We start from the raw sequence: 12,121 nt of genomic DNA, 5'->3' as shown, positions 1-12,121 counted from the left end.
GCTTGCGAGGCACTGCCTCGCATGCGACTGAACGCACAGCCGCCAGCGGCTGGGCCGGGCCGCGGAGCGGGACTTGCAGCGGGTCCCGACAACCCACCCGTGCCCGCCCAAGCCAGGGCGAGTCCAGCACTGAAGGCTGTTGTTCCAAGGAGCTATTGCTCCAAAGAGCTGTTGCTCTTAAAGCCATCGCTCCAGAAGCCATCGCTCCAAAACTGCAGCGCAAAAAAAAAGACGGCGCCCGAAGGCGCCGTCTTACTTCCACTCGGCGGCTTGGAGAGAGTAAGCCGCAGATCAGAAAGGGGTGATCAGGCAAGCCCGATCAGAAACGCTGCTGGTACTTCATGTACATGTAACGGCCGATATCGAACCCGCCGTAGTACGTGAAGCTGCTGTTCGGCTGGCTGTACATGATCGGACCCTGATGGTCGAACACATTGTTCACGCCCATCGAAACCGTACCGTTCCACGGCAGCACGTAACGCACCTGGATGTCGTGGAAGGTGTTCGAACCCACCTTGTTGACGCCCTGGCGGCCCGTGTACGCCGAGCTGAAGCCCGGATTGCTGCACTCGGTCGTGTACGCGCAGTTTTCCTTCATGCTGGAGTAGTAACGCGCCGTCCAGCCCAGGCCGAAGTTGCCGTACTGATAATCCAGGTTGAGGTTCGAACGCACGCGGAAGTTGCCTTCCCAGCCCGTGTACTGACGCACCGGCGTGGTGTCGACGTTGTCGTTCTTGCGCTCCAGGTAATCCACATACGTGGTGTTCCACGAGACCGCGAACTTGCCGATCGCCAGTTCCGGCAGGCGGTAACGCACCGAGAGGTCATAGCCGGCGGTTTCCTGGTAGCCGGCGTTGAGCAGCGTACGGTCCAGGCCGTTGACCTGGCCGATGGTGCGGCCCGACTTGGCACGGGTGAAGCGGTCGCATGCGGCATCCACACCCAGCACATAGCACTGGTTGAGCATGTCCGTGGCCGACTCACCGACGATCACGTCGTTGATGCGGATCTTCCACCAGTCCAGGCTCAGGTCCAGGCCCGAGACGAACTCCGGGCTGTAGACCATGCCCACGGTCCAGGTCTTGGCGGTTTCCGGCTTCAGTTCCGGGTTGGAGCCCGAGCTGAAGTCGGTGCCACCCTGCTGGCCGGGCACCGTCGCAGCGCTGCCGTCCGCGGCGAGCTGGCGGAAGTTGGCCGGGACACCATTGGCCAGGCAGCGCGCCAGGACCTGCGGGTTGTTGGCGGCCGCACCGAAGTTGGTATCGCACGGATCGGTGTACGAGTCGCGCGTGCTGGTGGTGCCGCCGTACAGATCTTCCACGGTCGGCGCGCGGAAGCCGGTGCCGTAGGTGGCGCGCACCAGCAGGCTGTCGATCGGCTTCCACTTCAGGCCGAACTTGGTGTTCGTGGTCGAGCCGAAGTTGTTGTAGTCCGAATAGCGGCCGGCCATGTCCAGCGACAGCTCACGCGCGAAGGCCATGTCGGCCAGCAGCGGAACCTGCAGTTCCAGGTAGACCTCGTTGAGCGAGTAATCGCCCTGGGTCGGCTGGCCGGTGGTGCCGGCGATCTGGCCGTTGCGGACCATCAGGTCCGGCGAGTAGCTGGCTTCTTCGCTGCGGTGCTCGACACCCAGTGCACCCAGGATGTCACCGGCCGGCAGGGTGAACAGCGAGCCGGAGATGTTCGCGCTGGCCACCTTGGTGGTGCTCTGCATCTTGTCGGTGAAGCGGGTGAACAGGAAGTCCTGCACGTCCTGGTTGCTCATCGAGCCCGGGCCGGTATAGCCCATCGGCGCCAGCGGGTTCCACGGGGTGCAACCGGCGATCACGTTGCCGACGCTGCCGCAATGGGCGACGTTGTTGGCATCCAGGAACGACGGGCCGACCGACTGGTTCACGTTCGGCTGGTACATGCTGCCCGTGCCGATGCGCTCGCCTTCATTGCGGTTGTACATGTAGCTGACGTTCCAGTCCCAGTAACGCGAACCGGTGTCGAAGCTGCCTTCCAGGCCCAGGCTGGCGCGCTTGGTGGTCAGGTTGTTCTCGGTGCCGCGCGGCAGCTCTTCGGTACGGTGCGCGAAGGCAACGTCCTGGCCGAACGGGTTGAACGCGCTGTCCTTGGACAGCAGCGCACGCGAACCGGTGCTCTGGTACGGATAACCGGCCAGCTGCTTGCTCGACTCGCGCTCGCTGTACAGCGCATCGGCGACCAGGCGCAGGTCATCGGTGATGGAGAAGCCACCGTTGGCGAACACCGACTTGCGCTGCAGACCGGTGAGCAGGCTCATGTTGGTCTTGGTGTTGGCGTCGTTGGCCTTGTCGGCCGGCTTGAAGTTGCCGAGCTGGGTCGGATCGCCGCCCGGGCCCACGCTGAGGTTGCGGCCGTTGACGGTCGCATAGCCCCACGGGGTGACACCGCTCAGGCCGTCGCCGGTGTGGCGCGGGCCGTTCGGGTAGGCGGTGAACTCACGCGCGCCGCCCAGGACCGGATCTTCGTCGGTGTACTCGCCACCCACGGTGACCCAGCCGCGGTCGAAGGTCTTGCCGAAGGTCGCGCTGTAAGCGGTCTTCTGGCCGTCACCTTCGCTGTACTGGCCAACGTAGGCGTTGACTTCGGCACCGTCGAAGTTCTTGCGGGTGATGATGTTGACCACGCCGGCGATGGCGTCCGAGCCGTACAGGGCCGACGCACCGTCGGTCAGCACTTCCACGCGCTCCACGATCGAGGACGGGATCGAGGCCAGGTCGGAGTAACCGCCGGCGCTGACGCCCATGCGGCGGCCGTCGATCAGCACCAGGCTGCGTTCCGGGCCCAGGTTGCGCAGGCTCACGTACATACCGCCGAAGTCGCGGCCCGATTCCAGCGAGGAGGCACGGCTCATGCTCGGCGAACCGGCGGCGGTGACGTCCTGCAGGATGTCGGCGACGTTGACGTAGCCCTTCTTCTCGATCTCGGCGCGGTTCAGCGCAACGCCCGGCTGGGCCGATTCGACACTGGCCTGGCGGATGCGCGAGCCGGTGATCTCGATGCGATCGAGGTTGGTGGTGCCGTCATCGGCACTCTGTGCGAAGGCGGGGGCACTGCAGCTGGCGACAAGCGCGATGGCGATCGCGTTGCGCAGCGGATTGGTCTTCAAATACATCCGTGCGTTTCTCTTTCTCTGTAAAAACATTCGCCCGTTCGGGCGGCGTGGGGAACAACACACCACGACGTGGGGGGCGGGAGTCTAATGACTTTTCAAATTTTTTACTTTCATTTGAAAGCGTAAAAAGCGCTGTAAATGAACGATGGCTGACAAAACCACGCATTCAGACGAAACCTTTTTGTCATCGTCGCGAGACGCATGCAGAAGCGGTCCGCCGCGCTGGGTCGATGCGCAATAGCGGCGACGTGCGAAGCAACTTGAGCGCGTGCGATGTTCCTTTGCAGCGCGTGTACAGCTGCGCGCTGGAGAGCTAAACGTGCAGTGAACGTGCGCTGCAAAAAAAAGAACCGCACTCTTGCAAGTGCGGTTCCGGAGTTGCTATTTCGCGTGCGCGATCACGCGCACGCGCGTTGTCCGATCGTATCGCTCAGGTCTCGCGCAACGCCGTGGTGATCGGCAGTCGCGCCGCGCGCAGGGCCGGGAACAAGCCGCCCACCAGGCCAATGCCCAGCGCCCACTTCAAGCCTGTCCACAGCAGCTGCGGCGACACCTGGAACTGGAACACCACCTGGCTGAAATTGTTGCCCAGCGTGGAAACGGTGTAGTTGTTGAACACCAGCCATGCCACCAGACCGCCGAGCAGGCCGCCGAGCAGCGCCAGGAGCATCGTCTCCAGCATCACCGCGGTCACCACTGGCACGCCACGGAAACCGATCGCACGCATCGTCGCGATCTCTCGGGCACGCGTCGCCACCGCCGCATACATGGTGTTGAGCGCACCGAACACCGCACCGATCGCCATGATCGCGCCGATCACCGTGCCCAGGATGCTGATCAGCTTGCTCAGGCCACCGGACTGCTTGCGGTAGTAGTCACGGGTGGTCTCCACATCCAGCTTCAGGCGCGGGTCGGCCTCCATGGCCGCCTTGAACTGCTGGAAGCCCGCGGCCCCTTCGGTGCGTACGTTGACCGACTGGTAGGCACTGCGGTTGTAGGTGGTGGACAACGTCTGGGTGTCCGACCACAGCTCCGACTCGTGCACATCGTTGGAGGCGAACACGCCCACCACCGTCCACTCCTGCTTGCCCAGCTGCAGGGTCTTGCCGATCTCCAGGCCCTCGAACTGCGCCTGGGCGCCCTTGCCGACCACGATTTCGCGCAGGCCGGGCTTGAACCTGCGGCCGGCGATGATGCGCACGTTGTCGCGCACCGCCCACGCCTGCTCGCCAACGCCGCGGAACTGCACGTTGGTATCGCTGTGGTCGCTGCGCGAGAGCAGGCTGATCACCTGCGACAGCTCGGCGGAGATCAGCGGCTTGCCATCGCTGCCGCGGGCCACGCCGGGCAGGTTCTCGATCAGTGGCACCTGGTCGCGCATGACCACCGAGTTGGTTTCGGCCTGTGAGCCGCCGCGCAGCACGATGGCCACGTCATCGCTGCCGCTGCGCTCCAGGGTGGCCTTGAAGCCATCGCCCATCGCCAGCATCGCCACCAGCACCCCGACCACGCCGGCGATGCCGACCACGATCACCGAGGAGGCACCCCAACGCTGCGGCAGGCTGGCGATGCCGATCCGCGCCGCTGCCAGCGACAGACGGCCAGTACGGGTGAGCACCAGCCAGGCGGCCAGCAGCACGGCGATGGCCAGCACCATCCACCACGGCAGCACGATCCACACTACCAAGGCGACCAGCAGCGCCAGCACCGTCACGACGTTCCATATCCATTGCTTGTTCATGGTGGTCTCCTCAGCGCCCGGCCAGTGCATCGACGATCTTCAACCGCTGCGCGCGCAGTGCCGGCAGCAGGCCCACCACGATCCCGATCACCGCCATCAGGCATAGCGCCACCCCCCACGTCTGCGCCGGCACGCCGGGCAGGCTGATCATGCCCTGGCTGCTGGCGCTGATCACCGGCATCACGATCGAGGCCAGGCCCATGCCGATCAGCCCGCCGAGCACGATCAGCAGCACCGACTCCACCATCACCAGCACCAGCACGGTGCCATCCTTGAAGCCCAGCGTCTTGAGGATCGCCAGCTCCGGGATGCGCTCGCGCACCGCCTGGGCCATGGTGTTGCCGGTCAGCAGCACCAGGGTGAAGAACACCGCCGCCATGATGCCGGTGACGATCAGGCCGATATCGGCGAACTGCTTGGCGAAGGCCTGCGAGAACGAGGCCTCGGTCTGCGACTTGGTTTCGTGATCGGAATTCAGCGACAGCGCATCGATCGCCTGGGCGACGCGCGAGGCGTGTGCGGGGTTCTCCAACTGGACGGTATAGAAACTGACCTGGTTCTTGATGTAATCGTTGGATTCATCGAAGTAGCTCCAGTGCAGCATCAGCTGGTTTTCCGCACTGGCGTTGTTGCGGTCCTTGGCCCGGTAGATGCCGCTCAGCACCAGCGGCCAGTCGTTGCTGCCCTTGCGCGGGAAGATCGTGGCCTGCATCGGAATGGTATCGCCCACTTTCCAGCCGAAGCGCTTGGCCAGGGCTTCACCGACCAGCGCACCGGTCCGGGTGTTCTTGAACGCCTCGGCCTGCTCGGGCGGCAGCTCGAACTCGGGGTACAGGTCCATGTAGTTGTCCGAGACGGAGAAGCTCGGGAAGAAGTTCTTCTGGTCCTGGTAGATGCCGCCGAACCACATCGCGTAGTTGACCTTGCGCACGCCGGGGGTGGCTTCGATATCGCGCAGCAGCCGCAACGGCAGGCTCTGGGTGATCGACAGCTTGGAGGAGACCACCAGCCGCTTGGCACCTTCGATGGTGTCACCGCCGGAGTTGAAGGCCACCCGCACCGAATCGAGCATGCCGAACAGCAGGAAGGCCGCCACCACCGACAACAGCGTCAGCAGGGTGCGGGTCTTGCTGCGGAACAGCTGTGCCCAGACCAGCGAAAAATATTTCATCGCCGCATCCTCCGTCAGTGGGCCGCTGGCGCGCCGGCCAGTTCGCCCTTGTCCAGGTGCACCGTATGGGTGGCGTACTCGGCGGCCTTGGGATCATGGGTGACCATGATGATGGTCTTGCCGTGTTCGCGGTTGAGCTGCTGCAGCAGCCCCAGGATTTCCTCGGCGGACTGGCGGTCCAGGTCGCCGGTGGGCTCATCGCAGATCAGGAAGGTGGGGTCGGAGACGATCGCACGGGCGATCGCCACGCGTTGCTGCTGGCCACCGGACAGTTCGTTCGGGCGGTGGCTGCGGCGGTCGGCCAGGCCGACCAGGGTCAGCGCGATCTCGGCATTGCGCTTGCGTTGTGCGGCGCCTAGGTGGGTGAGCAGCAGTGGCAGCTCCACGTTCTTCTGCGCGGTCAGCATCGGCATCAGGTTGTAGAACTGGAACACGAAGCCGACGTGGTGGCTGCGCCAGGTGGAGAGCTGGCCGCCGCTCATGCGGTCGATGCGCTCGCCTTCGATCTCGATCTCACCGCCGGTGGGCGTGTCCAAGCCGCCGATGAGATTGAGCAGGGTGGTCTTGCCCGAGCCGGACGGGCCCATCAGCGCGACGAAATCGCCGGACTGGATGTCCAGGTCGATGCCGTGCAGCACCTGCACTTTCTCGGGGCCGCGCTGGTAGGTCTTGGTGATGTTGCGGAGCGAAACCAGGGTGGACATGGGTGGTTCTCCGTGGATCGGATGGAAAGACGTACGGCGCGTCTGGGCGAAGGCTTCCGGACGCCAGGGGGACGGGCAGCGCTCACCGTGCGCGCCGGGACGGCACGAGGAAATCGCACTTGCCGCGAGCGTGAGCGGCTCGCGTACCGCGTGGGCGCAGGCCGGTGGCGCAATGGCCACCGAGCCCGTTGTCTGTCAGGGGGTTTCGGTGACCTTGCTGCCATCGTGCAGCTCGGCCGGTGGGGTGGTCACCACGACCTCGCCGGCCTTCAGGCCCTGGGTGACCTGGCGGTCGTTGTTGAGCGTGGTACCCACGGTGATCGCGCGCTGTTCCACCCGGGCATCGTCCTTGACCACGAAGGCGACGGTCTTCTGCCCGCGCTCCACGATCGCCGAGGCCGGCACGCGCACGCCCTGCGGCTTGGCGGCTTCGGCGGCTTCGGCGGGGCGGGCGCTTTCCAGGAAGCTGACCCGCACGCCCATCTCGGGAACGATGCGCGGGTCCTTGGCCTTCAGCGCCACGCGCACTTTCACGGTGGCCTTGCCGCGGTCTGCAGTGGGAATGATCGCGATCACCTCGGCCGGAATTTTCCAGTCCGGGTAGGCATTGAGGGTGGCTTCGACCGGCATCTTCGGCTGCACCCGGCCGATGAAGGATTCGCCGACCTCGACTTCGATCTCCAGCGAATCCATGTCCACGATGGTGCCGATGCCGGTCCGGGTAAAACCGCCGCCGGCCGACAGCGGCGAAACGATCTCACCCGGCTGTGCGGCCTTGGCGGTAACCACGCCGGAGAACGGCGCGCGCACGATGTTGTTGTCCACGCCCAGATCGGCGATCGCCAGTGAATCGCTGGCCACGGTGGTGTTGCGCTGGGCGGTCTTGAGCTGGGCGCGCAGGGTGTCGCGCTGGGCGATGGCCAGGTCGTACTGGGAACGCGAGACCAGTTGCTGGCCGACCAGCGCCTGCAGGCGCCCGGCCTCGGCATCAGCCTGGGCGACCTGTGCCTGCAGACCGGCCAGTTGGCTGCGTGCGGCCTCGAGCTGCGAGGCCGACAGACTGCGCTGGGCGTTGGCATCGATCGGGTCGAGCGTGGCCATCACCTGGCCTTCTTCCACGCGCATGCCTTCCTCGATCATCACCTCGCGGACCTTGCCGGTGATCTTGGCCGAGACCGTTGCCATGCGCCGGGCGACCACATAGCCGCTGGCGTCGAGCACCGAGCTGCTGGCGCCGCCCTGCTGGATCGCCACGACGGGCGCGGTGGTCACGGCGATGGGGCGCTCGCGGCCGAACACGAACCAGGCCAGGCCGGCGAGCAGGATGAGAAGGACGACCGCCAGCGCGATCCAGCGGCCACGTCGCGGGGGCGACGGCGGCGGCGAACCGGCCTTGCGGTCGATACGGAGTTCCTTGAGCAGTTCAGCGGATGCGTTCATCGTGAGTCTGGACGGGGAATCGGGCCGAGTGTGACCGCATCGGCGGCCGAGGGGCAAACCGGCACGGTGGCCGGGTGGCGGACAGCATGCCCCGCGGCCTGGCGCGGCGGCAGTGACAGCTGTCACCTGCATGGGCTGACGACGGCCACTGGGGCCGGGCGGCCCCGGGGGTGACGCTGTGGGTGTCCTCATCGAGTCCACTGCCTTGCCCCTGACCTGCCTTCACGACGTGGAGATCCACCACGGCAGCGCCGCCTGCGGCGCATCGGCTGAAGTGGCATGATCGCGCCTGATCGTCCTGCTTTGGAAACGTCCGTGCCCTCCAGTCGGTTCGCCTCCCTGTTGCGCCCCGCGCCGGACTCGGCCGTGGCCGAGAACATACGGCGCGGCAAATCGCCGTGGGTCGATGCGATCCACCTGCTGTGGACGCTGTGGGTGTTCCTGACGCCGTTGTTCGGCGGCGGCTACACCTGGCGCTGGGCGGCGCTGACCCTGCTGACCTACCCGGTGTTCCTCGTGCTGTACGCCGGGGTGCTGCTGGCACCGCGCTGCCACGCGCCGCGCTACGCGCTGTCGATGGTGGTGCTGGGGCTGGTGCCGCTGGCGTGGTACCCCTCGGCAGTGAGCTATTTCATCTTCGGCTGCGTCACGCTGCGCGTCTCGCGCCGCAGTGGCTATGGGCGCTACCTGCTGCAACTGGCCGGGTTGAACGCGCTGTTCGTGGTGGTGGGCTTGCTGGCCCATTACCCTTGGCAGGCGCTGATCTGGATTCCGAGCATGGCGATGATCATCAGCCTGGTGGTCAACTTCGAGACCGCCAGCCATGAACAGGATGCGGCGCTGCAGCTGTCCCAGGACGAAGTGCGTCGGCTGGCGGCGACCGCCGAGCGCGAGCGCATCGGCCGCGATCTGCACGACCTGCTGGGGCACACGCTGTCCTTGATCACCTTGAAGCTGGAGCTCTCGCGCAAGCTGGCCGACCGCGATCCGGTGGGCTCGCGCCGCGAAGTGGCCGAAGCCGAAACGATCGCGCGCCAGGCCTTGGCCGAAGTACGCAGTGCGGTCACCGGGATCCGCGCCAGTGATCTGGCGGCCGAACTCGCCTCGGCCCGGTTGCTACTGGAGTACCAGCATGTGCATCTGCACTACGCGCCACCGCCACCGATGCCCGTCGATATCGAGCGCGCGCTGTCACTGGTCCTGCGCGAGGCGGTGACCAACGTCGCCCGCCACGCGCAGGCGCGGCAGGCGTGGATCACCTTCGAGCAGGACGGGCGCACTTTGTCGATGCAGATCCGCGATGACGGGCGTGGCGGTGCCCACGTGGATGGCAACGGCCTGACCGGCATGCGCGAACGGGTCGCTGCCCTGCGTGGCACCCTGGTGCTGCACGCGGCGAAGGGCGAGGGGACGTCCGTAACGGTCCGCGTGACCTTGCCGGCCGCGACCACGGCGGTGGTGGCGCCTGTGGCGGTGCCGACCGCGCCGTCGCTGCCGGCCCGGGGCGCATCATGATCCGCATCGTGCTGGCTGAAGACCAGGCGATGGTACGCGGCGCGCTATCGGCGCTGCTCGGGCTGGAGCCGGACATCGAGGTGCTGGGCAGTGCCGCGGATGGCGAGGCCGCATGGCGGATGCTGCAGCAGCTCAAGCCGGACATCCTGGTCACCGATATCGAAATGCCCGGCTTGTCCGGGCTGGAACTGGCGCAGCGGATCGCCCGCCAGGGCCTGCCGATCAAGGTGGTGATCGTGACCACCTTCGCGCGTTCGGGCTTCCTGCGCCGCGCACTGGATGCCGGCGTCTGTGGTTACCTGCTCAAGGATGCACCGGCCGAACGCCTGGCCGATGCACTGCGCCAGGTGCAGCACGGCGGCCGCGCGATCGACCCGCAGTTGGCGCTGGATGCATGGTCGCAGGCCGACCCGCTCAACGATCGCGAGCGCCAGGTGCTGCGCCTGTCCGGCGACGGCCGCTCGGCCAGCGAGATCGCCATGCAGCTGGGGCTGTCGCACGGCACCGTGCGCAACTACCTGTCCGAGTGCATCGGCAAGCTTGGCGTGGCCAACCGCATCGAAGCGTACCGGCTGGCGCGGCAGAAAGGCTGGTTGTAGTGCCGGCCGCTGGCCGGCTCCCGTTATTCTCGATCGAGAGGATGCAGAGCCGGCCAGCGGCCGGCACTACCGGGGTGCCGGAGATGCATGCGATCCGATACCACCGGCCAGCGGTCGGTGGTTACCGCGGATCCGTGTCGGTGGGGGAAGTGCCGCCCGGGCCCTTTGCCATCGCCTGGAACACGCCATCGCGGCGCACCCACAGGTGGAACAGCGCGGCCGACAGATGCATCACCACCGTGGCGAACAGCACATACGCCAGCAGGCTGTGGGCGTTGCGCAACGCGGCATACAGCGCCGGGTTGTGCGGCAGGATCGCCGGCAGATGCACGCCGCCGCCCATCACGATCGGGTAGCCACCGGCCGAAAGCATGCCCCAACCGATCAGCGGCATCGCCAGCATCAGCCCGTACAGCACCCAATGCGAAGCATGCGCGGCGGCGGCCTGCCAGGCGGGCAGATCGGCCGGCAGCGGCGGTGGGCGATGCCGCAGGCGGTTGTACAGGCGCACCAGCACCAGCAGCAGGATCGCGATGCCCAGCGGCCGATGCAGATCGATCAGCACCGGCCGCCAGTGCAGCGAGGCAACCATGGTCACGCCCACGAACAGCATCGCCAGGATCATCGCCGCCATCAGCCAGTGCAGGACGCGGGCGAGGAGATTGAAATGGCCGGCATCACGGTTCATCGCGCACCCTCCTTGCCCGTGGCGGCGGGTGCCTTGCCGCTGGCGATTTCGCGCTCGCGGCGGTTGAACGATTGCGAGTACACCGCCGAGCGTGCGGCCAGGATCGGATCATCGGTGCCGGCCACGCCGCTGGGCAGGATCAGCGGATCGTAGTTCAGATCGCGGCAGGCGCCGGTGGCCTGCGGTTGCATGCTGCTCAGCGTCAGCGTGCCGGCCTTCACCTGGCGGCGGTCCTCCGGCCAGACCTGGGAGGGGTCGTTGATCGGGTCGCCGTCGTTGGCGATGGTCACCCACATGTCCCAGCGCACGGGGCCCTGCGCCAGGCGCCGGGCGAACTCCTCGCTGAGGAAATCGTCGTCGGACTGCGCGCGCTGTTCCGGGGTCATGTCCTCGAAGGGCGCCTGCGGCCGCATGCTCCAGCGCACGAAGCGGTGGCTGCCATCGGCGGCGGTGAAGCGGAAACTGTTGACGCCGTTGTAAGCGGTGTTGGCCCAGCTGTTCGACCAGGGGGCGGTCTTGGCCCACTGCTGGAAGGCACGCGCGGACGGGTACTTCTCCAGCACGGCGGCCATCTTCGCCGGGTCCGGTTTGCCGGTGGCCGGGTCCGGGATGCCGGCGCGGGTCTGTTCCAGGAAGGCCTCGGCGGTGGGCACCGCGAAGAACGGGAAACTGTTCATCGCCATGCGCCATTCCTGGCCGTCATCGCTGACCAGCTGCAGCGCCATGCTGCGCACGCGGGCCTTGTTGTCGGCGCCATGCGGGTCGCCGCCGCCGATCGAGAGGCGGCCCAGTACCGGCACCTGGCGCTGCCGGAACACGCGTGCCGAACTCAGCGCTGCCCCTTCGGGCGTACCCTGGAAGACACCGCTGACGCACACGCCCTTGGTGTGCGCACGGCGGAAGCCGGGCTGCGGCGGACCGGTCGCCTCGATGGCATCGGTGAAGGTCTGTGCGGTGACGCGGTCGCGGCCGATCCAGCCGGCCAGCCAGGCAAAGGCCAGCACCAGGCCGCCGGCGATCAGGGCGATCAGCGCGATCCACAGCAGCGGTGAGGGAGGGCGTGGGCCGCCCGGTTCGCGACCAGCGCGGGTGTAGCCGAAGAGCGACATGTCCGGATTCCT

The 12,121-nt window shown here is 66.6% G+C and carries 9 protein-coding genes; 2 read left to right on the top strand and 7 right to left on the bottom strand.

Annotation, left to right across the window (positions count from 1 at the left end; translation table 11 throughout):
- Nucleotides 1-319: 319 nt before the first annotated feature.
- The 5 genes from POS15_RS16535 to POS15_RS16515 all read right to left on the bottom strand — a co-directional run bounded on the left by POS15_RS16535 (nucleotide 320) and on the right by POS15_RS16515 (nucleotide 8,198).
- Complete coding sequence (locus POS15_RS16535) at nucleotides 320-3,142, bottom strand: TonB-dependent receptor (RefSeq protein ID WP_284128527.1); 2,823 nt, start codon at nucleotides 3,140-3,142, stop codon at nucleotides 320-322.
- A gap of 430 nt (nucleotides 3,143-3,572) precedes the next feature.
- Nucleotides 3,573-4,883 carry an ABC transporter permease gene (locus POS15_RS16530; protein WP_284128526.1) on the bottom strand — a complete coding sequence of 437 codons (1,311 nt, stop codon included), beginning with the start codon at nucleotides 4,881-4,883 and terminating at the stop codon, nucleotides 3,573-3,575.
- A gap of 10 nt (nucleotides 4,884-4,893) precedes the next feature.
- Entirely contained in the window at nucleotides 4,894-6,054 is a 1,161-nt protein-coding gene (locus POS15_RS16525; protein ID WP_046274366.1) for an FtsX-like permease family protein, read from the bottom strand.
- A 14-nt stretch (nucleotides 6,055-6,068) separates the two neighbouring features.
- Nucleotides 6,069-6,758, bottom strand: coding sequence for an ABC transporter ATP-binding protein (locus POS15_RS16520; protein WP_019185536.1), 690 nt, complete (start codon nucleotides 6,756-6,758; stop codon nucleotides 6,069-6,071).
- 195 nt (nucleotides 6,759-6,953) lie between these two features.
- The gene (locus tag POS15_RS16515; RefSeq protein WP_284128525.1) at nucleotides 6,954-8,198 is read right to left on the bottom strand and encodes an efflux RND transporter periplasmic adaptor subunit; all 1,245 of its coding nucleotides are present in this window, start codon (nucleotides 8,196-8,198) and stop codon (nucleotides 6,954-6,956) included.
- 279 nt (nucleotides 8,199-8,477) lie between these two features.
- On the opposite strand from POS15_RS16515, the gene POS15_RS16510 reads away from it, so the two are divergent.
- The gene (locus POS15_RS16510) at nucleotides 8,478-9,713 is read left to right on the top strand and encodes a sensor histidine kinase (RefSeq protein WP_284128524.1); all 1,236 of its coding nucleotides are present in this window, start codon (nucleotides 8,478-8,480) and stop codon (nucleotides 9,711-9,713) included.
- The gene (locus POS15_RS16505; RefSeq protein WP_019185539.1) at nucleotides 9,710-10,312 is read left to right on the top strand and encodes a response regulator transcription factor; all 603 of its coding nucleotides are present in this window, start codon (nucleotides 9,710-9,712) and stop codon (nucleotides 10,310-10,312) included. Before POS15_RS16510 ends, POS15_RS16505 begins: the two co-directional genes overlap by 4 nt.
- A gap of 121 nt (nucleotides 10,313-10,433) precedes the next feature.
- On the opposite strand, the gene POS15_RS16500 is transcribed toward POS15_RS16505, so the two are convergent.
- Together POS15_RS16500 and POS15_RS16495 are read right to left on the bottom strand one after the other, a co-directional pair.
- On the bottom strand, nucleotides 10,434-11,000 hold the full coding sequence (locus POS15_RS16500) for a cytochrome b/b6 domain-containing protein (protein ID WP_019185540.1): 567 nt from the start codon (nucleotides 10,998-11,000) through the stop codon (nucleotides 10,434-10,436).
- Nucleotides 10,997-12,109: a catalase family peroxidase gene (locus tag POS15_RS16495; RefSeq protein WP_019185541.1), complete on the bottom strand. Its 1,113-nt coding sequence runs from the start codon at nucleotides 12,107-12,109 to the stop codon at nucleotides 10,997-10,999. Before POS15_RS16495 ends, POS15_RS16500 begins: the two co-directional genes overlap by 4 nt.
- Nucleotides 12,110-12,121 lie beyond the last annotated feature (12 nt).

The organism is Stenotrophomonas sp. BIO128-Bstrain, assembly GCF_030128875.1.
GTDB classification, from domain to species: Bacteria; Pseudomonadota; Gammaproteobacteria; order Xanthomonadales; family Xanthomonadaceae; genus Stenotrophomonas; species Stenotrophomonas bentonitica_A.
This window is presented reverse-complemented; position numbering and strand designations above follow the sequence as displayed.

Coding starts and splice junctions, on each gene's coding strand:
- POS15_RS16535 (WP_284128527.1), bottom strand. CDS start 3,142: ATGTATTTGAAGACCAATCCGCTGCGCAACGCGATCGCCATCGCGCTT.
- POS15_RS16530 (WP_284128526.1), bottom strand. CDS start 4,883: ATGAACAAGCAATGGATATGGAACGTCGTGACGGTGCTGGCGCTGCTG.
- POS15_RS16525 (WP_046274366.1), bottom strand. CDS start 6,054: ATGAAATATTTTTCGCTGGTCTGGGCACAGCTGTTCCGCAGCAAGACC.
- POS15_RS16520 (WP_019185536.1), bottom strand. CDS start 6,758: ATGTCCACCCTGGTTTCGCTCCGCAACATCACCAAGACCTACCAGCGC.
- POS15_RS16515 (WP_284128525.1), bottom strand. CDS start 8,198: ATGAACGCATCCGCTGAACTGCTCAAGGAACTCCGTATCGACCGCAAG.
- POS15_RS16510 (WP_284128524.1), top strand. CDS start 8,478: ATGATCGCGCCTGATCGTCCTGCTTTGGAAACGTCCGTGCCCTCCAGT.
- POS15_RS16505 (WP_019185539.1), top strand. CDS start 9,710: ATGATCCGCATCGTGCTGGCTGAAGACCAGGCGATGGTACGCGGCGCG.
- POS15_RS16500 (WP_019185540.1), bottom strand. CDS start 11,000: ATGAACCGTGATGCCGGCCATTTCAATCTCCTCGCCCGCGTCCTGCAC.
- POS15_RS16495 (WP_019185541.1), bottom strand. CDS start 12,109: ATGTCGCTCTTCGGCTACACCCGCGCTGGTCGCGAACCGGGCGGCCCA.